Annotated in this window: 20 protein-coding genes and 1 riboswitch; of the genes, 10 read left to right on the top strand and 10 right to left on the bottom strand. The window is 70.8% G+C overall.

Annotation, left to right across the window (positions count from 1 at the left end; genetic code table 11):
• Positions 1 to 829, top strand: an 829-nt coding sequence (locus ACR2FV_RS14955) for a DUF4397 domain-containing protein (RefSeq protein WP_434016498.1), incomplete at its 5' end; no start/stop codon positions are given.
• 113 nt (positions 830 to 942) lie between these two features.
• On the top strand, positions 943 to 1554 hold the full coding sequence (locus tag ACR2FV_RS14950; RefSeq protein ID WP_434016497.1) for a class F sortase: 612 nt from the start codon (positions 943 to 945) through the stop codon (positions 1552 to 1554).
• Here the strand turns inward: ACR2FV_RS14950 and ACR2FV_RS14945 are convergent, their stop codons facing one another.
• From ACR2FV_RS14945 to ACR2FV_RS14915, 7 genes are all read right to left on the bottom strand, one after another.
• Positions 1555 to 3051, bottom strand: coding sequence for a S41 family peptidase (locus ACR2FV_RS14945; protein WP_434016496.1), 1497 nt, complete (start codon positions 3049 to 3051; stop codon positions 1555 to 1557).
• Positions 2966 to 4048, bottom strand: a complete 1083-nt coding sequence (locus ACR2FV_RS14940) for a hypothetical protein (protein ID WP_434016495.1) — start codon at positions 4046 to 4048, stop codon at positions 2966 to 2968. Before ACR2FV_RS14940 ends, ACR2FV_RS14945 begins: the two co-directional genes overlap by 86 nt.
• Before the next feature lie 674 nt (positions 4049 to 4722).
• Positions 4723 to 5946 carry a sensor histidine kinase gene (locus ACR2FV_RS14935; protein ID WP_434016494.1) on the bottom strand — a complete coding sequence of 408 codons (1224 nt, stop codon included), beginning with the start codon at positions 5944 to 5946 and terminating at the stop codon, positions 4723 to 4725.
• A gap of 165 nt (positions 5947 to 6111) precedes the next feature.
• Complete coding sequence (locus ACR2FV_RS14930) at positions 6112 to 7116, bottom strand: SPFH domain-containing protein (RefSeq protein ID WP_434016493.1); 1005 nt, start codon at positions 7114 to 7116, stop codon at positions 6112 to 6114.
• Positions 7083 to 7418: a hypothetical protein gene (locus ACR2FV_RS14925; protein WP_434016492.1), complete on the bottom strand. Its 336-nt coding sequence runs from the start codon at positions 7416 to 7418 to the stop codon at positions 7083 to 7085. The genes ACR2FV_RS14930 and ACR2FV_RS14925 overlap by 34 nt, the downstream gene beginning before the upstream one ends.
• A complete protein-coding gene (locus ACR2FV_RS14920) occupies positions 7411 to 7680 on the bottom strand; it encodes a hypothetical protein (RefSeq protein WP_434016491.1) in 270 nt (89 codons plus the stop codon). The genes ACR2FV_RS14925 and ACR2FV_RS14920 overlap by 8 nt, the downstream gene beginning before the upstream one ends.
• On the bottom strand, positions 7634 to 9202 hold the full coding sequence (locus ACR2FV_RS14915) for an SPFH domain-containing protein (protein ID WP_434016490.1): 1569 nt from the start codon (positions 9200 to 9202) through the stop codon (positions 7634 to 7636). Before ACR2FV_RS14915 ends, ACR2FV_RS14920 begins: the two co-directional genes overlap by 47 nt.
• A 152-nt stretch (positions 9203 to 9354) precedes the next feature.
• Here ACR2FV_RS14915 and ACR2FV_RS14910 point away from each other — a divergent pair, with 152 nt between their 5' ends.
• From ACR2FV_RS14910 to pabB, 3 genes are all read left to right on the top strand, one after another.
• The gene (locus ACR2FV_RS14910) at positions 9355 to 11130 is read left to right on the top strand and encodes an alkaline phosphatase D family protein (protein ID WP_434016489.1); all 1776 of its coding nucleotides are present in this window, start codon (positions 9355 to 9357) and stop codon (positions 11128 to 11130) included.
• A gap of 390 nt (positions 11131 to 11520) precedes the next feature.
• Positions 11521 to 13611: a cell wall-binding repeat-containing protein gene (locus tag ACR2FV_RS14905; RefSeq protein WP_434016488.1), complete on the top strand. Its 2091-nt coding sequence runs from the start codon at positions 11521 to 11523 to the stop codon at positions 13609 to 13611.
• A 103-nt stretch (positions 13612 to 13714) separates the two neighbouring features.
• Positions 13715 to 15886 (top strand): aminodeoxychorismate synthase component I, encoded by a 2172-nt coding sequence (gene pabB, locus ACR2FV_RS14900; protein WP_434016487.1) that lies wholly within the window; start codon positions 13715 to 13717, stop codon positions 15884 to 15886.
• Positions 15887 to 16157: 271 nt separating this feature from the next.
• On the opposite strand, the gene ACR2FV_RS14895 is transcribed toward pabB, so the two are convergent.
• Positions 16158 to 16667 carry a hypothetical protein gene (locus tag ACR2FV_RS14895; RefSeq protein WP_434016486.1) on the bottom strand — a complete coding sequence of 170 codons (510 nt, stop codon included), beginning with the start codon at positions 16665 to 16667 and terminating at the stop codon, positions 16158 to 16160.
• 97 nt (positions 16668 to 16764) lie between these two features.
• Here ACR2FV_RS14895 and ACR2FV_RS14890 point away from each other — a divergent pair, with 97 nt between their 5' ends.
• Positions 16765 to 17592 carry an aldo/keto reductase gene (locus ACR2FV_RS14890; protein ID WP_434016485.1) on the top strand — a complete coding sequence of 276 codons (828 nt, stop codon included), beginning with the start codon at positions 16765 to 16767 and terminating at the stop codon, positions 17590 to 17592.
• Between the two features lie 152 nt (positions 17593 to 17744).
• Positions 17745 to 18443, top strand: a complete 699-nt coding sequence (locus tag ACR2FV_RS14885; protein WP_434016484.1) for a GAF and ANTAR domain-containing protein — start codon at positions 17745 to 17747, stop codon at positions 18441 to 18443.
• A 62-nt stretch (positions 18444 to 18505) separates the two neighbouring features.
• Here ACR2FV_RS14885 and ACR2FV_RS14880 read toward each other — a convergent pair whose 3' ends face one another.
• Complete coding sequence (locus tag ACR2FV_RS14880) at positions 18506 to 20233, bottom strand: glycoside hydrolase family 13 protein (protein WP_434016483.1); 1728 nt, start codon at positions 20231 to 20233, stop codon at positions 18506 to 18508.
• An 87-nt stretch (positions 20234 to 20320) separates the two neighbouring features.
• Here ACR2FV_RS14880 and ACR2FV_RS14875 point away from each other — a divergent pair, with 87 nt between their 5' ends.
• The 3 genes from ACR2FV_RS14875 to ACR2FV_RS14865 all read left to right on the top strand — a co-directional run bounded on the left by ACR2FV_RS14875 (position 20321) and on the right by ACR2FV_RS14865 (position 23939).
• On the top strand, positions 20321 to 21409 hold the full coding sequence (locus tag ACR2FV_RS14875) for an FUSC family protein (RefSeq protein ID WP_434016482.1): 1089 nt from the start codon (positions 20321 to 20323) through the stop codon (positions 21407 to 21409).
• A gap of 45 nt (positions 21410 to 21454) precedes the next feature.
• Positions 21455 to 22717: a geranylgeranyl reductase family protein gene (locus ACR2FV_RS14870; protein ID WP_434016481.1), complete on the top strand. Its 1263-nt coding sequence runs from the start codon at positions 21455 to 21457 to the stop codon at positions 22715 to 22717.
• A 177-nt stretch (positions 22718 to 22894) separates the two neighbouring features.
• A riboswitch (cyclic di-AMP (ydaO/yuaA leader) is annotated at positions 22895 to 23062 on the top strand.
• 4 nt (positions 23063 to 23066) lie between these two features.
• Positions 23067 to 23939, top strand: coding sequence for a C40 family peptidase (locus tag ACR2FV_RS14865; RefSeq protein ID WP_434016480.1), 873 nt, complete (start codon positions 23067 to 23069; stop codon positions 23937 to 23939).
• A gap of 88 nt (positions 23940 to 24027) precedes the next feature.
• On the opposite strand, the gene ACR2FV_RS14860 is transcribed toward ACR2FV_RS14865, so the two are convergent.
• Positions 24028 to 24693, bottom strand: a complete 666-nt coding sequence (locus ACR2FV_RS14860) for a hypothetical protein (protein WP_434016479.1) — start codon at positions 24691 to 24693, stop codon at positions 24028 to 24030.
• Between the last annotated feature and the right edge of the window lie 101 nt (positions 24694 to 24794).

The following is a 24794-nucleotide window of genomic DNA, read 5'->3' as shown; positions in this document are numbered from 1 at the left end:
GCAAACAGTGGGCATAGTCAACGTACAGGAGAATGTTGTGGACACAGTCGTCGCGTCACGCCGCCGCATCTGGGTGCGAGCAGCGCTTGCGCTGGGCAGCGCCGCCCTGGTGGTCTCGGGGATGCTGGCTCCTGCGGCCACGGCCGCCGAGGAGGCGGTCGTGTATGTGGTCCAGGGCCTGCCCGACGAGGTGGTCGACGTCGCAGTGGATGGTGAGACCGTGGCCAGCGAGGTCGAGACCGCCGAGGTGGTCGGCCCGTTCTCGGTCAGCGCCGGTAGCATCGAAGTCAGCTTCACCGATGCCGACGGCGCCGTCATCGCCGACAACACCGTCACCACCAAGGCCGACTCCAGCTCGGACCTGGTCGTGCACCTACCCACGTCCGCTGCGCAGGAACCGGTCCTCACGGTCTTCGACAACGACCTTTCTCCGGTGCCGGCCACCAAGGCCGCCGTGAGTGTCGCGCACGCGGCAGCCGTGCCGCCCACGGACATCCTGGTCGACGGTGAGGTGCTGTTCGCCAACGTGGCCAACGGCGAGTCCCTCGACCTCGTGGTCCCGGTGGGCACCTACGAGGTGCAGTGCGTGCCCACCGGCGAGACCGAACCGCTCATCTTCGGACCCATGGATCTCTCGCTCACGGGTGGTGCGCTGACCCGTGTGTACAGCGTGGGCGACGCCCAGGCGGAGACCGCGAGCGTAGCCATGCACGTCATCGACGTGGCGGACACCGGATCGTCGCAGCCGACCATGGTCAACACCGGCACGGGAGGGCAGCTCGCGATGCTGATGCGATTGCGGGGGATCCTCGCCGCGCTGGTGCAGTGAGCCCCTCCGTCCCTAACAGACGGCGCCGGCCGGTCGCCGCTCTGTGCGCTGGGGTCGTCCTGCTCGCCGCGGGGTGCGGATCGCTGGACAGCGATGCCTCCGAGGGGGCGCCGGTGGCGGCAGCCACAGAGCAGGAGCGTGCCCGGTCCCAGGACCCAGGCGAGCCCCACAGATCCAGGGCGGCACGGTCCGACGCAGCCGCCCCGTCGGCCGACCCCGCCGCTGCGCCGGAGGCTCGACGAGGCGTGGCGGCGGCCAGCACACGGGTCCGGTTCGAGCCGGAGCTCCTCGACCTCCCCGGCGGACTGAGCGCTCCGGTGCACCCGGCCCCGACTGTAGGGGGCGAGCTGCAGGTCCCCGAGAACGTCGACCACGTGGGTTGGTGGGACGGCAGTGCCTACGCCGGAGATCCTTTCGGGTCCACGGTGCTCGCCGGTCACATCGACTCCGCGGAGCAGGGTCTGGGCTTCTTCACGGAGCTGTTGAACCTGCAGGTGGGTGATCGGGTCACCTTGCGGTCTGGCACTGACGAGGTGCGCTATCGGGTGACCTCGACCGAGCTGATCGACAAGGACGCCCTCGCCACCGACACCGCGGCCTTCGGCCAGACCGGGGACCACCGGCTCGTGCTGATCACCTGCTCCGGCCGGTGGCGGCCCGAGGTCCACAGCTACGAGAGCAACTTCGTGGTCGTCGCCCACCGGGTGGATCAGCCATCGCGCTGATCAGCTGCCAGGGCGCACCCTGGGCTCCGGCATCGGCGGGGGTGTGGCGGCGGGTCGGCGCCCCAGCTGCTCCAGCGCCTCGGCGATGGCCCGATCCAGCTGCGGATCGCGGTGCCCGAAGAAGTCGGCCGGGGTGTGCCGCACCTCGATGTCGGGGTCCACGCCGTGGTTTTCCACGTCCCACTCCTTGCCCTGCAGCCAGAAGGCATACCGCGGCTGCGTGATCGAGGTGCCGTCGACCAGGTCGAAGCGTCCGTCGATGCCCACCACGCCGCCCCAGGTCCGCACGCCGACGACCGGGCCGAGCCCCATCGCCTGGCCGGCGGCGTTGACGATGTCACCGTCGGAGCCGGAGTACTCGTTGGCCACCAGCACCACGGGGCCGCGGGGGGCGCTGGAGGGGTAGCTCATCTGCTGCTCGTAGTGCCGCGCCCGGCCCCAGCCGACCACCGTGCTGCTCAACCTGGCCAGCACGAGCTGACTGGTGTGCCCACCGCGGTTGTAGCGCACGTCGACGACCAGGCCCTCGGCCAGCGTGGCGCGGCGCAGGTCGCGGTGCAGCTGAGCCCATCCGGTGCTCATCATGTCGGGGATGTGCAGGTAGCCCAACCGTCCCGCACTGTGCTCGCGGACGTAGTCGCGTCGGGAGCACACCCAGTCCTGGTAGCGCAGGGTCTCCTCCTGTGCCAGCGGCACGACCACGACTCGCCGATCGGCGCCGTCGCGGCGCAGCGTCAGCTCGACCGGCTTGTCCGCTGTCCCGAGCAGGCTCGCGGCCGGGCCGTATGCCGGGTCGACCACCGAGCCGTCCACCGCCACGATCACGTCGCCCGCCCGAGCCCCCACCCCGGCGGCCTGCAGCGGCGAGCGCGCCGCCGGGTCGCTGGACTCACCGGGCAGGATGCGCTCGATGACCCAACCCTGGGTCGTGCGGCCCAGGTCGGCACCCAGCAGCCCCAGGGCGCGGTCCTGATCGCCCGGCGGGTCGGCCGGTATGACGTAGGCATGGGAGGTGTTGAGCTCGGCGTTGGTCTCCCAGAGCAGATCGACCAGGTCGTCGTGGGTGGACAGCTGCTCCACCACGGGCCGCCAGCGCTGCAGCGCGGCGGACCAGTCCACCCCGTTCATGTCCGCACGCCAGTAGTGCGTGGCCATGATCCGGGCGTTGTCGTCGAACATCTGGCGCCACTCCGCCCGCGGGTCGACCTCCAGGCGCACCCGGGAGAGGTCCACGGTGATCACGTCGTGGTCCTCCTCCTCCGGCTTGTGGTCGGCCGGGGAGACCCGCAGATCGTCGTCGTGCCACACGACCACCCGCTCCCCGTCGCCCGACACGGCATACCACTCGACCTTGTCCACCACCGTCTGGACCCGGCGCTGCTCGAAGGACCAGTGCTCCAGGGTGTCCGGGTCAGCGTCCTCGCTGACCCCGGCTCGCCGGGCACTCTCCGGTGCCGGCGCTCTGCCGGACCCACAGGACGCCGTCCTTGGCGGCACGAAGGTCGCGGTAGTCGGCCGAGGGCACCGGGAAGGGCACGAGACGCTGCTCGGCGCCGTCGGCATCCAGATCCGGGCAGGCCGGCGCCGGGCCTTGCGAAGAGCCTTCCGTCTCGGTGCCGGCCTCGGGCTTGTCGGGCTTGCTGATCCGCCATCCCTGTGCGCTGGGTCCGAAGGGTGCCGGCTCGGTGGCCGACAACGGCAGCAGCCACGGCCTGGTCGAGGAGGAGAAGGACAGCGCGAACTCGTGGCTGTCGTAGTCGGGGTCGAAGGTGCGCTCGGACAGGAGGACCAGATGCTTGCCGTCGCGGGTGAAAGCCGGGTCGTGGTCGTGGAAGGTGCCTGAGGTCAGCGCCACGGGTGCGCGACCATCGGCCCCCGGCGCGTCGTCGGTGTCCAGCACCATCAGCTGGTGCAGGTAGGCCTCGCCATGCGTGGGCTGGGACCAGACGAGATGGCGGCCGTCGGGGGAGAAGCTGGGCGAGGCCGCCCCACCCTGGGTCGAGTGGCCGACCTGTTCCACCGTGCCGTCGGTCACGTCGACCAGGCGAACCCGACCGTCGTGTGCGATGGTGGCCAACCGGGTGCCGGCCGGGTCGGCCGCGAGGTGCAGCACCCGGCCGAGCCGCCCCACCCCCACCCGCCGAGGCGGCTCGGCGCCGGTGAGATCGTGTACCTCGACGCTGTCCTCGCCCTCGGCGTCGGTGACCAGCGCGACGCTCCCGGTCTGCCCGAGCACCACCACCTCGCGGGCGCGCACCGAGGAGTCGGCGACCAGCGCGCGAGCCGGACCCTCGCGGTGGCTCAGCCAGAAGGCTGCTCCGCGGGAGACGAGCAGACTGGCGTCACCGCCGTGATCCGGCGACAGGGCGGTGAGCCGCTCCTGGGGTCCCGCCGCGAACCGGGTGGGGGCGCTTCCCGGCAGGCTGACCTCGACGTGCCGCGGCGTGCCGGTGAGGTCGTCGAGGATCCACAGACCAGTCGGTCCTGCACCCACATCGGGTCGACCAGGGACGCCGGGTCCTGCGCGAGCAGCTGCTCCCAGTCGCCGTCCCCGGACCGGTCCAGCCACAACCGCGGGGCGGTGCCACCGCGATAGCGTTTCCACTCCGCCGGCGGGCGGCTGCCCGCGCTCGACAGCGCCACCGCCCCGTCGGCGCGCTCGGCCACGCCCCAAGCCGGGCCGTAGCGCAGGCGCTCCACGGCTCCGTCCAACGCCACGGCCCGCACGGTGAGGTGGCGCAGGTTGGCCTCCCCGGCGTGCGAGGCGGCCAGCACCCGCCCATCCGCGCTCCACCCGAGCAGCAGGGTCTGCGCGGCACCCCACCAGGTCAGCCGCTGGGGCGCGGCGCCGTCGAGCTCGGCGACCATGATCTCGGGGTGCCCGTCGCGATGCGACACATAGGCCACCGTCGTCCCGTCCGGCGACAGTCGCGGGTTGCGCACCGGCACCCGGTCGTGGGTCAACCGCCAGGCCCGGCCGCCGTCGGTCGGGGCCACCCAGACGTCATCGGCGCCGACGAAGGTCAGCAGATCGTCTCGCAGGTGCGGATAGCGCAGGTATGTCGAAGTCACGGTCCGACTGTAGGCGGCACCGCCCACAGTCGCACCAACTTTGCTCCGCTCGGCACGGAAGCGCACGGCACCATTTGACGGTGTCGAGTCGAGAGCTCAGCGGGGCAGCTCGAACCACACCTCCGCGCCGACCTGCAGCTCCGCACTCACCCCGATCCGCCCCCCGTGTGCCTCGACGATCCGCCGGGCGATCGGCAGGCCGATGCCGTGGCCGGTGACCGACTCCTCCAGCCGGGTGTGCATGCCGAAGATCTCGTCGTGTCGCTGCGAGGGGATGCCGATGCCGTTGTCGGTGATCTGGACGCACCACCGGTCCGGGAGAGTCTGGCCGCGCACGGTGATGCGCGCGGGGACGCCGGGCCGGGCGAACTTCACCGCGTTGGACAGCAGGTTGAGCATGACGGAGTAGAGCTGGACGGGGTCGGCCCACACGACCGGCAGATCCCCCACGCACACCTCGGCTCCGCCGTCCCGCAGGGCCGGGCCGAGGTCCTCCAGGGTTGCTTCGGCGATGCGGGTCAGGTCGGCGTCCCCCATGCGCAGCTTGGCGCCGACCGTCGCGTGCTCGAGCAAGTCGTCGATCAGGCCGGCCATCCGTGTGCTGGCACGCAACGCCGACAGCGCCAGCGGCACCAGCTCGGTGTCAGCGGCGACGGCCGGCTCCTGCAAGAGCGATTCCACGTTGACGATGACGGCGGTCAGCGGCGTGCGCAGGTCATGGCTGACCTGACCGGCGAAGAGCGCCAGCTGGTCATTGGAGCGCCGCAGCTCGTCCCGGGTCTGCGTCAGGTCGGTTAGGGACTGCTCCAGCTGTCGGTTGCGCAGCCGCAGGTCCAGGACATCCATGACCCGGGCGGCCAGGGTGTGCAGGGCGGCGCGCTGCCGGTCCTCGAGCGTGCGCGGGGCGCGGTCGAAGACGCACAGCCGGCCGATGATGCCACCCGCGTCGCTCCGCAGTGGGACCGAGGCGTAGAACCGCACGTCCGCCTGCTCCCCGTTGACCATGGGGTTGTCCACGTAGCGCTCGTCCGCTCTGGCGTCGGCGACCAGGACGATGTCGGGGTTGTCGAGCACGGGGGTGCACATCGAGTCCCCTCGGGTACAGACGAACGGGTCGACACCGCTGGCGGCGATGGCGTGGGCGTGGTCCGACGTCAGCAGGTTGATGATGGCGATGGGCACACCGCATACCTGGGCGGCGAGGTCGACGAGCGCCTGGAGGTCACGGCCGGGCGGCTGCCCCAACACGTCGTAGCGCTCGATCTGGTCATCCCGCTGCTGGTCGGAGATGACCCTGGGCCGTGCGGTGATGATCGTCAAGTCGCCCCCCGTCGGCGCTAGGCATGTGCCTAGGTCCTCAACCTAGCATCTCAGCATTTAGTTCAAGAATCGTCCTATTCGAGGTAAAACTTGCGTGCGGATCGCGCCCCGGCAGGGGGTGCCGACAGGCTGGGAGCCGTCGGCGGGCCTCAGCGGCTAAAAATGCTACCGGTCCAGCGCCTCGGCATCCGGACGAACAGGCGACGCCTTCCCGTGCCCGTTGTGGCTCAGCTGCGGGAGCAGCTGAGCCATCATTAGGGTCGACAGAGCCGAGGTGTCGCCGCCGCCCTGCTCGTCGGTGTGCACGATGACCGGACGGGGCGCCGACTCGGCCAGCCGGGTGCCGACGTCGAGACGCCGCCGGGCCAGCTCGTAGCCCAGCACCGCCCGGTTGTCCCGGTAGGCCGTGGCCAGCTGCTCCTGTGCCTTGGCCTCACCCCGGGCCGCCACCAGGTTCGTCCGGGCGCGCGTCTCGATCTGGTAGGTGACCTGCTGGGCCTCGGTCTCGCGCTCCTCGAGCATCTGCGCGACGTCCGAGCGTGCTTTGTTGAGCGCTGCGTTGACCTCCACGATCTTGGCGTCGCGGATCTTTTTGGAGCGCTCGATCTCCATCAGCAAGGTGTCGATGCGGCGTTTGCGGGTGAGCTCCCACTCCTTCTCGTATGCCGACAGCTCCTTGGACACCCGCTCCCGCGTGGACAGGTGCTCGCGGTACTGGTCGGGCAGCTGCACGTCGGGGATGTTGCAGCCCATGATCTGCACGCCGTAGCGGGTCAGCTGCCGGTTGAGCAGCTCCTGCATGTCCTTGACGTCGGAGCCGCGCAGGTCGTAGGCCCGCTCGGTGCGCACCTGGCGGCTGCGCTGCCGGATGGCGTCCTGGACCGAGTTGGACAACACCAGGTCGAAGTTGCCGGCGCCGATGGTCTGCACGAAACGGATGGCCTCGACGATGCGGAAGCGCAGGAAGAACTCGATCGACTTCAGCGGAACGTTCTCATGGGTGGGGCTGGACAGCACGGGAGCCGAGTAGGGGATCTCCGTGGTCACGTCGACGACGTAGGCGACCTGGGCCCACGGGTGCCACAGATAGTGCCGCCCGGGCGACAGCCCGGCGCCGCTGATGGCACCGAACTTCGTCAACACCCCGACGGTGCCCTCCTCGATCTCCACGATGGAGGAGCGCCACCACCACAGGGCGCCAGCAGCACCGAGATCACGGCGACGGGCAGCGCCAGCGCGCCGAGTGCCCCGTGGCCGCCGAGCAACAGGAAGATGCCGCTGAAGCCGGCCCAGAGCGCCAGCCACACCAGCGAGAGCCAGCGCAGGCCGCGGGAGTCCTTGGGGATGACCACCGGCACCAGGACTCCCTGGTCACCGCCGCGCAACAGTGCAGCGACGTCACCCCAGCCCGCCAGGGCCTCCTTGATCGAGGACATGCCCTGCCCTCGTCCGCCTCGGGTCTGCTCAGCCACGCTGCTCACCCTCTCCGTTGCCCACTCCGTATGCCGTGCTGCTCGCACTGTCCGCCGGTGCCGTCGGTTCCTCGCTCACGGAACGGCGGATCGCCTCCATCCGGTCCTCACCGGGCAGCGGGGCATCGGGTCCGGGGGCGGTCGTGCCCTCGGACTCGGACACGAGCTCGACCTTGGTCGCCTCCGGTGGCTTGAGCAGGTGCTCGATCTCCCCCTCACGGGAGGCGACCCGGCGCGCGATCTCGTCCTTGCGCGTGCGCATCGCCTCCATGTCCACCTCGGTGAACAGCGGTGCATCGGCGTCGCCGACCAGCTGCCGGGCGATCTGCAGGAAGTCCACCCCGTCGGTGTCGGAGCCGACCCGGACGATCTGCGGCAGCGACTCGGCGAGCGACTCCAGCTGGTCCAGCATGTCGCGCTGGTAGCGGTAGTCCAGGATCTGCGGGGCCAGGGCGGCGCTCATCGCCCGGATGTCCAGGGCCTGGGCCTCCAGCAGGGCGGCGTTGGCGTTGGCACTGGACTCGGCCTCGACGAACCGCTGCCGCGAGGGCGTCGGCCCGGTTGGTCTCCCGCTCCAGCGCGGTGTCCATCTGAGCCTGGTACCGGGCGATGTCGGCCTGGATCGCCGAGAGCGTCTCGTTGAGCGAGGCGAGGTCCTTGTTGAGGTCGCCCTCGTTCTGTTCCTTGCGCAGCTGCAGCTCGTACTCGTAGGTGTAGGCCTCCTTGGCCACCCGCACCATCTCCGGGGCGGCCAGGTCCATCCGGTACTCCTGGTTTGCCGGCTCGGCGTGGGTGATGTTGGCGGTGGTCAGCTCCACGGCCGGGGCGAACTGGGCGTTGAGCTGCTCCAGCAGCCGCGAGGTGCTCTCGCCGACCAGGTCGTAGATTCCCGACGCCTCCTGCTCGTAGATCAGCGACCGGGTGGTCTCGGAGATCGCGTTGTTGAGCTTGTCCTGGTAGCCCTGCACCGCGCCAAGCACGAAGACGAACTCGCGGGCGTTGACGATCCGGAACTGCAGGAACAGGTCGACCGAGGCCTGCACGCCCGACTTGGTGGGCGCCTGCCGGATGGGCGCGTTGAAGGGGTACTCCCGGGTGACGTTGATGATGTAGGACACCCGCTTCCACGGGTTGAGCAGCGTCACCAGGCCGGGCCCGACCTCGGCCTCGACCTTGCCGAATCGGGAGATCAGGGCGACGCAGCCCTCCGGCACCATGACCATCCCTTGGCGCCACCACAGGAAGGCCGCGGCGACCAGCACCAGGATCCAGTAGTGCGGACCGAAGACCGCAAAGCTGAGGCCCAGCGGCAGCAGCACCAGCGCGCCCACGGCTCCGAAGACGACGAGCAGGATGATGGGCAGGACGGCCCGCCACCGCCGACCCTTGGGCATCACCATCGGGGTGATGACGTGCATCGGCCCTTGCGGTCCACCCTCGTAGTAGCTGCGGCTGAGCTGCTCCGCGGCGTCGTGCAGCGAGCAGGTGACGGCCTGGATCCGGGTGCCGGCCGAGCTGCCCTGGTCGCGCGCGGCGGGGAAGTCGCGGGCGCTCAGCGCGAACGCGGTGTCCTGCTCGCGACCCTGGCGCTGCCCCTGCTGCCCTTGCCCCTGCTGCCCTTGCCCCTGCCCCTGCCCCTGCCCCTGGGAACCCTGCTGGTCCGGCCGGCCCTGCTGTGGCGCGCCTTGCTGCCGACGGCCCTGCACCTGGTCGACGGCCTGCCGCACGTCGCCTCCCTGGGCGACCTGTCTTGCTGCGGAGATGAACTGGTCGGCTCTGCTCATCGGATGCCCCTCACGGTCCCCTCGTCGTTGCGGTTGGCCGGGTGCTGCCCGTCCGGCTCCTGGGAGTCTTGCACAGCGATCGGACGGCGGGTACCCCCTGACGGTTCCGGGGTGCTGCTGCGCCGGTCACCGCCTCGGGGCAGACTGGGGCGATGGCTGTCGACCTGATCCTGGGACCGCTGCTGCGCCATGTCGATGAGACCAGCGCGGCGATCTGGATGGAGACGGGCGCACACGCCGAGGTCAGCGTGCGGCTGGCCGGGCAGGAGGGGGTATGGAGCTCGCCCACCTTCGCGGTGCACGGTCACCACTACGCCCTGGTCGAGGTGACCGGCCTGGCAGCCGGCACCGACACGACATACCGAGTGGAGCTGGACGGCACGCAGGTCTGGCCGCCGAGCGACTCGACCCGGCCCGAGAGCCGGCTGCGGACCCTGCGCATGGGTGATCCGCTGCGGCTGGCCTTCGGCTCCTGCCGCACCAGCGTCCCGCACGACGCCAAGGGGCATTTCACCCACGGGGTCGACGCCCTGCGCACCTACGGCATCGCCCAGGCCCACGGCGACGACGCCCCGGCGTGGCCCGACCTGATGCTGCTGCTCGGTGACCAGGTCTATGCCGACGACACGAGCAAGGAGATGAAGGACTTCATCACCTCGCGCCGCTCGCTGAGCGAGTCACCGGGCGATGAGCTGAAGGACTTCGAGGAGTACGCCCACCTCTACGCCCTGGCCTGGGGCGAGCCGTGGCTGCGGTGGCTGCTCTCCTGCCTGTCGACCCTGATGATCTTCGACGACCACGACGTGCGCGACGACTGGAACACCTCCTGGCAATGGCGCAAGCAGATGGAGGCGACCGACTGGTGGCACGGGCGGATCGTCGCCGCGCTGGCCTCCTACTGGGTCTATCAGCACCTGGGCAACCTGTCCCGGGCCGAGCGGGCGCAGGACGAGATGTGGTCGAGGTGGCAGCAGCGCCGCACGGAGACCGAGGGCGAGGTGGACCTGTCCGACGTGCTCGACGCCTTCGCCGACCGGGTCGACCAGCGGCCGGAGACCTACCGGTGGTCCTTCGCCCGCGACCTGGGGGAGTCCCGGCTGGTGGTGGCCGACTCCCGGGCGGGCCGGGTGCTGGAGCCCGGTCGTCGCTCGATGCTGGATGAGCGGGAGATGGGGTGGCTGGACCAGCAGCTGCGCGGGGACTACCAGCACCTGTTCATCGGCACGTCGCTGCCCTTCCTGCTCCCTCCTGGGCTGCACTACCTCGAGGCGTGGAACGAGGCGATGGTGGCCGGCGGCTGGGGGCGGACCTTCGCCCGGATCTCGGAGAAGCTGCGCCTGGAGATCGACCTGGAGCACTGGGCGGCTTTTCAGGACGGCTTCCGGCGGGTGTGTCAGATGGTGAGTGAGGTGGCCGCCGGAGAGCGGGGGCAGGCCCCTGCCACCGTGACGTTCCTGTCCGGCGACGTGCACCACTCCTACATCGCCGAGGTCGAGGGCGAGCAGGACGGCGGCGCTCGGATCCTGCAGTTCGTCTGCTCCCCGATCCGCAACCCGTTGCCCCGGCTCATCCGCGCCTCCACCGGCATCATGGCTCACCGCGTCGCGCGCCCCCTGGGCTCTCGGGCGGCCCGGTCGGCCGACGTGCCCGACTCACCCTGGTGCTGGCAGACCATCGCCGGCCCCTGGTACGAGAACAACATCGCGATCGCGCAGGTGAGCGGTGACCAGATGGAGGTCACCTGGTGGGGTGGTGAGGTGATTGACGGTGTCCACGAGCATCCCCGCCTGTCACAGGTGGCCCAGGTCGAGCTCGACGCGCCGCAGGGCCAGGCGCACCACCCGGCTCGGGCCCGGCTCCGCTCGCAGTCGCGGGGGCTGCGCCCGCACATGCAGCGCAACAAGACTGCTCGGCTCGCCGGGCGCTGAGCCGGCCTTCTAGCCGCCGTCCAGGCCGGCGCTCGCGGCGGAGAGCACTGCCCGATCGGCTCGGCGAGCGTCCGGACCCCTTGGTCCGGTCGTGCCGCGTCGATCAGATGCTGGTGCCGGATGAACGGGTCCCAGGACAACCGCACCTCTCCTGTCGTCTGGGGAGACCGCGAAGGCGAGGTCCGGCGCGACCGGCACAGTGGCGGTGGCGCTGACCTGAGGCATGCGACCCACTCTCGCGGACCATCGCGGCCGATCAGGACCCTGACGAAATCCTGACTGATCTTTGCCAACTGTTGCCCATGTGCCCTCTGTTGTCTATAGGCAAGGCCGCCTAGCCTCGCAGCGAACTCACAATATCCGCACATATTGCTCCCGTGAAGGACTCTCGTGGCTACCCGAATCATCCGCACGCCGATCGCCCGCACCCTGCTCGCGGTCCTGACGGTCTTGCTGTTCACCGCCTCCGCCTCGGCCTCCGGCGCGACCGGCGACCTGATCGCCTCCCCGGCAGAGGTCTCACACGAGCAGGTGCGGCTCACCGCCTCCGACTCGCCCGAGCTTGCCGTGGTGCCCGCCCCCACGGAGGGTGTGCCTCGGCCCACCGGCGTGACGGGCACCACGGAGGAGATGCTGGACGGCCCGGTGCTCACCGCGGAAAGCGCGGTCGACACCGAGGTGGCGGTCGTCGGGGTCAGCTGGCGCGGCACCGATCCCGGAGCGGTCCGGCTGCGCGCCCGGACCGACGGGCAGTGGTCGGACTGGGCGGGTCTGGAGGTGCAGCGGGCCGAGGAGATCATGGCCACCGAGGGCGACGCTGTCCTGGGTGCGGACGCGGTCCAGGTGCAGGTGCAGGTGCAGGGGCCGCAGGCGGAGGTTCTGCTCGACGTATGGGGCTCGGACCCGGTGGCCGAGGACGTGGCGCCCGCCCAGCAGACCCGGGTCGACGGCAAGTCGGTCTCCTCGCCGGACGCGATCAGCCCGGAGGCGACCTCCAGCCGGGTCAACGGACCGATCATCAACACCCGGCAGCAGTGGGGGGCCGATGAGGCGGTGCGCAAGTGGAGCCCCAACTACATCGATGAGACCAAGGGCATCACGCTGCACCACACGGCGGGCGTCAACAACTACACCGCCGCCCAGGTGCCCTCCATCCTGCGCGGGATCTACCAGTACCACGCGGTCACCCTCGACTGGGGTGACGTGGGCTACAACCTCCTGGTCGACAAGTACGGCCGGGCCTGGGAGGGACGCCGCGGCGGTGCCAACACCTCGTTGCGCAACGCCCAGGCGCTGGGCATGAACTACACCACGGCAGGCATCTCCATCCTCGGCAACTACGACCAGGTCTCGGTCCCGAGGGCAGGCTTCGAAGCGATGGCCGCCGTCACCGCGTGGAAGCTGGATGCCCACGGCCTCGACGTCAACAGCACCTTCCGGCATCAGAACGAGTACGAGGGCTGGACCCGGACGCTGCCGACGGTGAACATGCACCGCGACGTCAACCAGACGGCGTGCCCGGGCCGATACTTCGCGTCGCGGATCGGGGAGTTCCGCTCCCGGGTCGAGGCATACCAGTCCCGGCACATGAACGCCGTGCAGAGGGTGGGCGGCGCGAACCGGTACGAGACCGCGGCCAACCTCGCGGAGGCCGCCCACCCCTGGGGGGCCGAGACGGTCTTTCTGGCCGAGGGGCTGGCGACCGCCGACGTGCTCAGCATCGGCCCAGCCGCCGACCGGGTCGACGGGGCGGTGCTGCTGGCCAAACCCACTTCGCTGCCCACGGCCACCCGAGAGCGGTTGGAGGCGCTGGACCCCGAGCGGATCGTCGTCGTCGGCGGCACCGCGCGGATCAAGGACTCGCTGCTGAGCGACCTACGCAAGGAGGGCTACCAGGTCTCCCGGGTCTCGGGGGCCACCCGCTACGAGACCGCCGCGCAGATCGCTGAGGCCTGGCCGGACACCGACACCCTCTACATCAGCTCGGGGACCATTCCCGCGGCGACGCTTCCGGCCGGTGCTGCCGCTGCCCACGTCGGCGCGCCGATGCTGCTGACCAGCAACTCCAGGCTGTCCCAGGGCGCGAAGGACGAGCTCGCCCGCCTGACACCTGGGCGGGTGGTCATGGTGGGTGGTCAGGACTACGTCTCCACGGCGGTCGCTCACGAGATCCGCGCGATCCTTCCTAGTGCGCGGATGCACCGGATCGCCGGCCAGGACGTCTACGGCACCTCCATCCTGCTCGCCCGCGACGCCTGGTCCTCCTCGGGCAGCGCTGTGCTGGTCAATGCGGGCAAGGTGGTGGACGGCGTGGCCGGCACCCAGCTCGCCGCCTATCAGGACGCACCCCTGGTCCTGACCCGATACTCCTGCCAGACCCCCTCGGTCAGGCAGGGCCTGGCAGCCCTCCGCACGGACCTGCACACGGTGCTCGGCGGATCAGCCGTCATCGACCTGGGGGCCGGCACCAACGGCTGCTGACCCCTGAGGGGGGCACGGGTCAGCCGGCTCCGGCTGACCCGTGCTGGGGCAGGTCTGCGCCGGATGGTGCCTTCCGGGGCGGGCCGGCCGTAGAGTCGGCGCTGTGAGCCGAGTCCTGCTCATCGACAACGTCGACAGCTTCACCTTCAACATCGCCGACCTGCTGCACCGGGTGGTCGGCAGGGCGCCGACGCTCTGGCGGCACGACCACCCGGCCGGACTTCGCGAGCTGCGTCAGTTCGCCGCGATCGTGGTGGGTCCGGGCCCGGGACGCCCTCAGGTCGCCGCCGACATGGGGATCTCGCAGCAGGCGCTGGCGCAGGCCCATGTGCCGGTGCTCGGGGTCTGCCTGGGACACCAGGGGCTGGCCCACCTGGAGGGGCACGAGGTAACTCCGATGCGGCTGCCCCGGCACGGCATCGTCTCGCCCGTGCGGCACGACGGGACGGGGGTCTTCGCGGGGGTGCCCTCGCCCTTCCAGGTCGTGCGCTACCACTCCCTCGAGGTGGCGCCGTCGCCGAACTCCACGCTGAGCGAGGTCGCCTGGGCCGGCGACGACGGGTGCGTGATGGGATTGGCCGACCGGACGCGACCGCGCTGGGGGGTGCAGTTCCACCCCGAGTCCGTGCTGTCCGAGCACGGTGCCCAGATCGTCGCCAACTTCCTCCGGCTCGCCGGAGTCGAGGTATGCGGATCGGCGCTGTCCCTCCCGCGCGGCGGTGCGGGCGGAGACGCTGCGCGGGAGGGTGTGGCCGTCGGGGACGTCCTGCGGCCGCACCGCGTCATTGCGGCCGACGCACGGGAGGTGGTCCTGGGCACGCGGCGGGTGCCCGGCCCGGTGGACCCGTGGCTGCTGCACGACCGGCTGACCGCCGGGTCAGAGGTGTCGGTGTGGCTGGACGCCTCCGACGGCCGCGGCGTCTCGGTCATCGCCGTGCCGGACGGCCCGCTCTCCCGGGTGCTCACCCACCGGGTGGGTGCCGGGACCGAGAGCCGGGGGCGTGCTGGGACGGCGCACCACGACGGGCCGCTGTTGGACACGGTCGACGAGCTGCTCGCCGGCCTGCGCCTGGTGGAGGGCGGCGAGCTGCCCTTCGAGGTGCGCCCGGGCCTGCTGGGCTATCTGGGTTATGAGCTGAAGGCCGAGACGTCGGGGGCCGCGGTGCACGACTCGGCACACCCCGACGCGTGTCTGGTCCTCGCCGACCGACTGGTGGTGATCGAGCACGCCACCGGTGACGTGCACGCCCTGGCCCTGGTCGACGACGACATCCGGGTCGAGCAGGAGCGGTGGCTGGGCGAGGTCACCGAGCTGGTCGCCGGGCTCCGCGGGCCGCGGGCGCAGCCGTCTGCCGGCACCACCCACGCGGCCGAGCCGACCCTCCCGGCCGGTGCGGAGCACGATGAGGACGGTGCACGGCATACCCGTCAGCAGGCGAGTGCACGGCATACCCGGCAGGACTACCTGGACCTGGTGCGGCGGTGCCGCGCATTCATCGGCGCGGGGGAGTCCTACGAGATCTGCCTGACCAACCAGCTGACCTGGCCGCAGCGGGTGGACCCGGGGCGGCTGCACCGGGCGCTGCGGCAGCTCAGCCCGGTGCCGTGTGCGGCTTGGCTGCGGCTGCCCGGGCTGGATGTGGTCGGGGCATCGCCGGAGCGTTTTGTGGCCGTGTCCGCCGACGGCGAGGTGGAGGCCCGCCCGATCAAGGGAACCCGGCCACGCGACCCGGACCCCGAGCGGGACGCCGCCCTGGCGCGGGACCTGGCCACGCACGTCAAGGACCGCGCCGAGAACCTGATGATCGTGGACCTGCTGCGGCACGACCTGCACCGGGTATGCCGCTCGGGCAGCGTGCACGTGCCCGGGCTGTTCGAGGTGGAGACCTACGCCAGCGTGCACCAGCTGGTCTCGACGGTCCGCGGTGCCCTCGCGGACGGGATGCGGGCCACCGACGTGCTGCGCTCCTGCTTCCCCGGGGGGTCGATGACCGGTGCGCCGAAGGTGCGCACCATGGAGATCCTGGACGCGCTGGAGGGCGGGCCCCGCGGGGTCTACTCCGGCGCCATCGGGTGGCTCGGCCTCAACGGCGCCATGGACACCTCGATTGTGATCCGCACCGCGACCGTGGTGGACGGCCGGGCGCAGCTCGGCGTCGGGGGCGCCGTGACGGCGCTGTCGGACCCGCAGGAGGAGTATGCCGAGACCCGCACCAAGGCGCGCTCCCTGCTGGCCGCCCTCGCCGCCGTCGGTGAGCCCGGTGAGGGGCCGTAGCGCTCTCGCGATCTCGGGCCTGGCCGCGGGGCGGTGCGCTTGGCCGGGACGGGGCGAGCGTGGAGGCGGTGGTCACTTTCACCAGGTTCGCCGGCCCGGCGCCACATTGCGCGGCCTTGCGTACATCGCGCGGGATACGGCGGCGGCGCAATGTGCACAAGCCCGCGCAATGTGCAGAAACCCGCGCAATGTGCGAGACCCCCCGGGACAGCACGCTCCTCGGGGCCGGGCAACGGCGACGACGGGGCAGGGCTTGCTGGCTGGTGGGGGGTCAGTCGGACTGGTCCAGACCGACGGCGATGACCTCGAGCTCGCCGTCCGGGCGCCAACCGAAGCGGAGCGAGGGCCCTTCCTCGGTGAGCTCAAAGGCGTTCAGGGTGACCGAGGTCCGCAGCATCGCAAAGGCCATCTGCACCATGTCGCCGGGGCGGTGGGTCGTGGCGAGCACGATGGTGCCGTCGGAGAAGCAGATCCGGGCCACACTCGGTGCCGGTGACGCCCGGATGACGCGCACGGGCACCTGGCGCAGCATGACCCCCTTCATCCGCGCTGCCAGCAGGCGCTGCAGGTCGTCCAGGATCTCCTCGTCGACGGCGGCGAACCTCGCCTCGAGCTCCGCCTGGTCGTCGCTGTGCATCGGCACGGGTTCGGCCTTGTCCCCGGAGCGGGGCGCTGGGGCCGACGTGGCGGGAGGGGCGAGTGAGTCGCGAGCCCGAGCAGCCCGGAGGGCACCCAACCCGGCCAGCAGGGTGAGAGCCACCAACAGCAGGGCCCACTCCATACCACCAGTGTGCCTGTGAGCAGGGCAATCGGCCAGCCATGCCCCCGGATGCAGCAGCCGCCGGAATAACCTTCGATGGCGGGTCGCTGTCACCGTCATGACTGTTCCCGGCATCGAACTGAACAACGGCGTCACCATCCCCCAGGTCGGCCTCGGCGTCTTCCAGATCCCCCAGGAGGAGACCCAACGGGCGGTCGAGCAGGCCCTCGAAGCGGGCTACCGGCACATCGACACCGCCGCCGGCTACGCCAACGAGGCGGGGGTCGGCGCCGCCGTGCGGGCCAGCGGCCTGCCGCGCGAGCAGATCTTCGTCACGACCAAGCTCGCCAACGGTGACCAGGGCGCCGACACGACGCGACGGGCGTTCGAGCAGAGTCGGGAGCGGCTCGGTCTGGACGTGGTGGACCTCTACCTCATCCACTGGCCTCGGCCCCGGCGCGAGCAGTATGTCGAGACGTGGCAGGTGTTCGAGCAGCTGCGCGCCGAGGGCGCTGTGCGGGCCATTGGCGTGTCCAACTTCCTGCCCGAGCATCTGGACCATCTGATCGCGCAGACCGACGTCGTCCCGGCGGTCAACCAGGTCGAGCTGCACCCCAGCTTCCAGGCGCCGGACACCCAGCGGGCCACCCGTGGCCACGGGATCGCGGTCGAGGCCTACGCCCCGATCGGGCAGGCCCGGGACCTGGACCACGGCGCCGTCCGCAGTGCCGCCGAGGCGCATGGCGTCACGACTGGGCAGGTCGTGCTGCGCTGGCAGATCCAGCAGGGCACGATCGTCATCCCCAAGTCGGTCACCCCGGAGCGAGTCACCGCCAACATCGACCTGTTCGGCTTCGAGCTCAGCGAGTCGGAGATGAGCGCGATCACCGCGCTCGACACCGACGAGCGGATGTTCCCGGACCCGCGCACCGCCGACTTCGACTGATCCGTGCGCTCGTCGAGGAGCTCTTGGGTCGTCTGCCACGAGCCGAGGCTCACGAGGAGCGCGGATGCTTCGATGGCGAGTAGGATCGCTACAGCGGCTCATCAAACAGTGTGTGGGTGGGTACTCGCAGTTCTGTACAGGAGTCTCATGTCATGGACCATGACCACGCGCTGCTCGGCCAGCTAGCGGAGGCGGCCCGCAGTCTGGACGACCGCCACGGGCTCCCGCTCACGGCCCAGCAGGCCGTTGACCTCGCGGCGCGCCTGATCAGTGGGTGTGACGCCGCCGCCATCACACGGGTCCAGGGCAAGCGGGTCTTCACGATCGCCGAGACGCACGCCCTGGCCAAGGCCGGAGACGATCTGCAGTATCACTTCGGCGAAGGGCCGTGCCTGGATGCGCTCGAAGAGATCAACTACGTGCGCAGCGACGACCTGAGCGAGGACGTCCGGTGGCCGCAGTGGGCACCGCGGGCCCAACGCGAGCTGGGCGTCCGCTCCATGCTGTCGTTGCGGCTGTTCACGGCCGACACCACGGTGGGTGCGCTCAACCTCTACGCCCTTCAGCCGCACAGCTTCTCCGAGGTGTCCCATCTCGAGGGGGGCACCCTGGCCGCGCAGTGCGCTGTGGCCATGGCCTCCGCCGACACCATCGACAACCTGCACGTGGCCGTCCGGCACCGCACCACGATCGGACAGGCGCAGGGGATCCTGATGGAGCGCTTCTCCCTGGAGCCCGACCCTGCCTTCGCGGTGCTGACCCGGTTGTCCCAGGACCACAACGAAAAGCTCTACGACCTGGCCTGCCGGATCGTCGCGACCCGCAACGTGCCCGGCCGCGCCGCGGGCTAGGCGAGGCAGGTGAGCCCGCTCACCGAGCCGACCGGCTGATCTGGCGCGCCGGCGGCCGACCGTCAGTGCGTCCCGAGGTGGGCCCGGGACTCCCACGCAGCCAGCTGCACCGTGGACGCCCCCTGCCCAGGCGCAGCGTCCGGGTGGGTGGAGATGAGCACCTCGCCACCGAGCCCCAGCTCCTGCGGCAGGTCGATCTGGGCAGGCTCGGAGCTCATGTTGGCCAGCACGACCAGCTGCTCGTCACCGAGGGTGCGCACGTAGGCGTAGACCTGCTTGTGCTCGGGCAGCAGCAGCCGGTAGTCGCCGTGCACCACGATGTCGCGGGTGTGCCGCAGCTCGATCAGCCGGCGCAGGTGGTGCCACACCGAGTCGGGGTCGGCGACGGCCGCCTCGGCGTTGATCTGCGTGTGGTTGGGATTGACCGGCAGCCAAGGGTCACCCGTGGTGAAGCCGGCCTGCGGACCGTCGTCCCACTGCACGGGGGTGCGGGCGTGGTCCCGGCTCTTCATCCGCAACGCCTCGAGCACCTCCTCCCGCGGCGTGCCGTCCGCCAGCGCCGAGGAGGCCCAGTTGAGCGACTCGATGTCCTGGTAGTCCTCGACCCGCGAGAAGGGGGCGTTCGTCATACCCAGCTCCTCGCCCTGGTAGACGTAGGGGGTACCGCGCAGCAGGTGCAGCACGGTGAACAGGGTCTTGGCGCTGGTCACCCGGTGCTCGCCGTCGTCACCGAAGCGGGACACCACCCGGGGCTGGTCGTGGTTGTTCCAGTAGAGCGAGTTCCAGCCCGACTCCGCCAGCCCCTCCTGCCACTGCGACAGGTTGGCCTTCAGATCGGGCAGCCGCAGCGGGGCCAGGTCCCACTTGCTGCCGCTGGGCCCCACGTCGAGATTCATGTGCTCGAAGGTGAAGACCATGCTGACCTCTTCGCGGTCCGGGTCGGTGTACTTGCGCGCCTCCCGCGCGGTCACCCCGGGTGCCTCGGCGATGGTGAGCAGCCGGTGCCCGGCGAAGACCTGCTCGTGCATCTCGTGCAGGAACTCATGGATCCGGGGACCGTCGGTGAACAGCGCCGACCCGTCACCCAGCGAGGTGCCCGGGATGGCCGGACCGTCCGGCAGGCTCCCGTCCTGCTCCACCGTCTTGCTGATCAGGTTGACCACGTCCATCCGGAAGCCGTCGACGCCACGGTCCAGCCACCAGCGCATCATCTCGTAGACCGCCTCGCGCACCTGTGGGTTCTCCCAGTTCAGGTCCGCCTGGGTGCGCGAGAACAGGTGCAGGTAGTACTCCCCGGTGCTCTCGTCCAGCTCCCAGGCGGGCCCGGAGAAGAAGGACCTCCAGTTGGTCGGCTCCGCGCCCGGGGTGCCTGGCTCGTGCCCGTGGCGAGCCGGGCGCCACCAGTACCAGTCGCGCTTGGGCGAGTCGCGTGACGAGCTGCTCTCGACGAACCAGGGGTGCTCGTCCGAGGTGTGGTTGACGACGAGGTCCATCACGAACCGCATACCCCGCTCGTGCAGACCGGCGATCAGCGCCTCGAGGTCCGCCATGCTGCCGAACGTCGGGTCCACATCCTGGTAGTCACTGATGTCGTAGCCGTTGTCGTCCTGCGGTGAGGAGTAGACCGGCGAGAGCCAGACGACGTCGACCCCGAGCTGCTGCAGATAGTCGAGCTTGCCGATCGCCCCTTGCAGGTCGCCGACCCCGTCACCGTCGGAGTCGGCGAACGAGCGTGGGTAGATCTGGTAGACGAGCGCGTGCTTCCACCAGTCCTGCGCGCGTTGTGTCATTCGGCCAGCCTAGGGCGCCGCACCTGCGTGGGCTCGGTGGCGCCGGAGCGCTTGCACGGTGCCCAGCGTGCGGCGAGGGTGTGCAGCATGCCCGCCGTCATCGACTGGGTCCGCTCGGCGCCGGCCCGGTCCGCTGCCACCCTGCGCCGTCCCGACGTCCACTCCGACCTCCTGCAGACGCTGAAGGCAACCCTGGCCGCAGTGGCCGCGTGGTTGCTGGTCGAGCACGTGCTGGACCTCGAAGAGCCCTTCCTCGCGCCGTGGACCGCGCTGCTCACCGTCCACGCCACGGTCTACCGCAGCCTGTCGCGGGGGGCGCAGGCGATGGGCGCCACGGTCCTCGGGGTGCTGTTGTCGGCCATGGTGGCGCAGCTCCTCGGCTTCGGCGCAGTGGCCCTGGGTGTGGCGGTCGCCCTGGGGCTCGTGCTGGCCCGGGTAGGGGTGCTGCGCGACGAGGGGGTGGCTGTGGCCACCACTGCCCTGTTCGTCCTGACCACGAGCACGGCGCAGGGGACGACCCTGCTGGACCGCGTGCTGGCCACGGTGGTCGGGGTCGCGGTCGGCGTCCTGGTCAACCTGCTGGTTGTCCCGCCGCTGACCGACCGCAGCGCCGAGGAGCGGGTGGACCGGATCGACCGGCTGATGGGTCGGCTGCTGCAGGACATGGCCCGACAGATGCGCAGCAGATGGACCCAGGAGGACTCCCAGGCCTGGATCACGCGCACGCGGGACATGGACAGCGAGCTGGACGACGCCTGGGCGCTGGTCAACCAGGCTACGGAGAGTGGCTGGTGGAACCCCCGCCGGCACTTCTCGAGCGGGGCCGACGAGCTCACCAGCCACGAGGAGCTCCTCACCCGGCTGGAGGACGGGGTCGTGCAGGCCCGCAGCATGGCGCGCACCATCGATCAGTCGACCCGCTCGGCGGCCGAATGGGACCCGCGGTTCCGCGAGCCGTGGCTGGACATCCTGGAGGAGCTGGGCCGGCGGATCGTCGACAAGGACGCCGAGGTATGCAGTCTGCGCACCGATCTGGACCAGCTCACCCAGCACCTGTCCGGGCAGGACCTGCCAGGGCTGCTGTGGCCGGTCTACGGCGCGCTGCTGGTCAGCATCAGCAACGTGATCGAGGTCGTGGACGACGTCGCGACCTCCCGAGCCGTGCGGACCGACTGACCCCTGCTGGCGCCCGTCACCACGGTGACCTGGGACAATCGGCCTGTGACCCCCACCAGCGACAGCGCCGCCACCCGGCCCCCGGCCAAGACCGACGTCATGGTCGTGGGCGCAGGGCCCGCGGGATCGGCTGCCGCGACCTGGGCGGCCCGGCTCGGACACGATGTGGTGTTGGCCGACGCGGCGACCTTCCCGCGGGACAAGAGCTGTGGGGACGGGCTGACTCCCCGGGCGGTGGCCGAGCTGGCCGATCTCGGTCTGGATGACTGGGTCCGCTCCCACGTGGTCAACCAAGGGCTGCGGGCCCACGGGTTCGGTCAGGTCCTGGAGCTCCCGTGGCCCGGCGGGTCGCTGCCCGACAGTGGGTCGGCCGTGCCGCGCACCGAGCTCGATGACCACCTGCGCACGCTCGCGCTCGATGCGGGGGCGACCGGGGTGCAGGGCACCCGCGCCGTCGACGTCACCTGGGACGGTGACCGGATCGCCGGGGTCGTGCTCGAGCAGGACGGCGCACGGCATACCGTCGCCTGTCGGCACGTCGTCGTCGCCGATGGCGTGCGCTCGCAGCTGGGGCGGGTGCTGGGGCGGCAGTGGCACCGCGACACGGTCTACGGCGTCGCGGCCCGCTCCTACGTCTCTTCCGAGCGCAGCGACGACCCGTGGATCAGCTCGCACCTGGAGCTGCGGGGGCTGGAGGGTGAGCTGCTCTCGGGCTACGGCTGGATCTTCCCGCTCGGCGACGGCGAGGTGAACATCGGCGTCGGAACGCTGGCCACGGCCAAGCGCCCGGCACACGTCCAGCTGCGCCCGCTGCTCCAGCTGTATGCCGACGCCCGGCGGGAGGAGTTCGGGCTCAGCGGGGCGCTGCGGGCACCCACCTCGGCGCTGCTGCCGATGGGCGGTGCCGTCTCGGGTGTCGCCGGCGCCAACTGGGCCCTGATCGGCGACGCCGCCGGATGCGTCAACCCGCTCAACGGCGAAGGGATCGACTACGGCCTGGAGACCGGCCGACTGGTGGCCCAGACGATCCACGACGGTCAGCAGCTCGGCGCGGCCTGGCCGGCGCTGCTCACCGAGCACTACGGCGAGGCCTTCTCCATCGCCCGGCGGCTGGCCGGCCTGGTCACCGTGCCGCGGGTGCTGCCCGCGCTGGGACCGGTCGGCATGCGCTCGACCTGGATGATGAGCCTGGCGCTGCGGTGGATGGGCAACCTGGTCACCGACCAGGACCGGGACCTCGCGGCCCGGGTATGGCGGTGGGCCGGCCGGGCGTCGCTGCGCCTGGACCACCGGCCCCCGTTCGCCTGATCGACCGTAGACCGACCGAGGTGCGAGGCTTCACGAGTGGCGAGCCGTCGTATATCTGTTCGTGATCTCCGTTAGGGAAACGTGACATTTGGCCCGAGGGGTTGTACCGTCGGTTTCGCTTCCGCCCCCTGCGGGAGCCCCAGCGCGGTCGCCGAGTCCTGCCGTCGCGCACGGGAGTTCCGCACACCGCTTGGCAGGAGCGGGGGACCCATCTTAGGTGGGGCGTCGTGAGACGCCCCTTGGGGTGAAGTCCGAGTCGGCACCGCCACGGTGTCCGGCCCGGGCCGGGTGACTACCTCCCACCCGAACCCGACAGCTGACCCCGTAGGCGTTTGGAGAGGGATTCACCATGTCTTCACACACCCCTGGGCGCCACCGCGCGCCGAGTCGACTGACCGTCAAGCCGCTGGCCCGTGCCTCGGCTGTCCTGCTCGCCAGCGGTGGCCTCGCCGCCTCGATGTCGGTGGGGGCGCAGGCTGCCCCGGCACCCGCGGCGCCGAAGCCGGCCGCACCCGTGACGCTGCCGGCCACGCCGGGCGCGCTGCCCCAGGCGCCGGTCGAGGTCCCCTCGGTCCGGGTCACGCTGCCCACGACCCCCGGCTCCTGGACCACCCTGCGCTGGGGCTCCCGCGGTGGCCAGGTGGCGACCGTGCAGCGGATCGCCGGGTCTTACCAGGACGGCATCTTCGGACCCAAGACGCACGCGGCCGTCAAGCGCTACCAGGCCCGCAACGGTCTTGAGGTCGACGGCATCGTGGGCCCGATCACGTCCCGCTCGATGGGCCTGCGCTCCGGCAGTTCCTCGTCCTCCTCCCGCTCGGACTCCGCCAGCTCGCGTAGCAGCTCGCGCAGCAGCTCCTCGTCGAGCAGCTCCTCGAGCAGCTACTCCTCGGGTGGCATCGTCGGGCAGGCTCAGCGCTACCTCGGGATCATGTATCGCTGGGCCGGCAGCACGCCCGCCGGCTTCGACTGCTCGGGCTACACCCAGTACGTCTACGGCAAGGCCGGGATCAGCATCCCCCGGACCACCCAGGCCCAGCAGCGGGCGGCCTACACGGTGTCCAGCCCGCGTCCCGGCGACCTGGTCTTCTGGGGCTACCCGGCCTACCACGTGGCCATCTACGCCGGTGACGGCATGATCTACGACTCGGGCAAGCCCGGTCTGCCGTCGCAGAAGCGCGCGATGTTCTCCGGTTCCAAGAGCTTCGGCCGCATCGGCTGAGCGAGGCTCTCAACGCACAGCCGAGGCCGGTGACCCCATGGGGTCACCGGCCTCAGGCATGCCATGGATCGGCATACTGACGGCGGACTCAGGCGTTGCGGCGCTTGAGCGCCACGGCGGCCGCGACCAGTGGGACTGCGACCCAGGCCACGAAGACGGCGATCCCGGCCCCGGTGCCCAGCTGACCCGGAGCGGCGAACACGCTCATGAACGACTCACCGGCGCTCGAAGGGAAGAACCTCAGCACGCTGTCCCGGATGCTCTCCGGCAGCAGCATGCCGAGGCCGGGGAGCAGGAAGATGACGGCGAACAGGGTGGAGATCGCGGCAGCCGTGCTGCGCAGCAGCGCGCCCACCGCCAGGCCCATCAGCGCCGCTCCGGTCAGGTAGCCCGCAGTGCCGACGATCGCGTCCAGCACTCCGGGGTCCCCGATGGAGGCGGTGACGATGTCGCCCGCGCCGATGAGGGGCTGACCGGCGAAGAACGCCGCTGAGGCCGTCAGGAGCATGACGGGGAAGGTCACGCCGGCCACCACGGCCGCCTTGGCCCACAGAACGGACAACCGACCCGGCACCTCGGCCAGCGTGGAGCGAATCATCCCGGATGAGTACTCGCTGGTGATGACCATGACGCCGAGCACGCCGATGATGAGCTGGGCCAGCAGGACCCCTTGGAGGGTGGCGCCCGCCGGGTTGCCGCCGTGACCACGGTGGCCTCGGGGAACGGGAGTGGGCCCCGTGGGACTCGAACCCACAACCTACGGATTAAAAGGCAGAGGCATTGCGAGACACCAGATTTGACCCTGCTGCAATCGGTGGAAACCGCGGCGGTTGACGCAACCAGCGCCGGTCGCGG

The organism is Ornithinimicrobium sp., from assembly GCF_051004135.1.
Lineage (GTDB): Bacteria > Actinomycetota > Actinomycetes > Actinomycetales > Dermatophilaceae > Ornithinicoccus.
The sequence above is the reverse complement of the archived record's forward strand: the minus strand, read 5'-3'. Positions and strand labels throughout refer to the sequence as shown.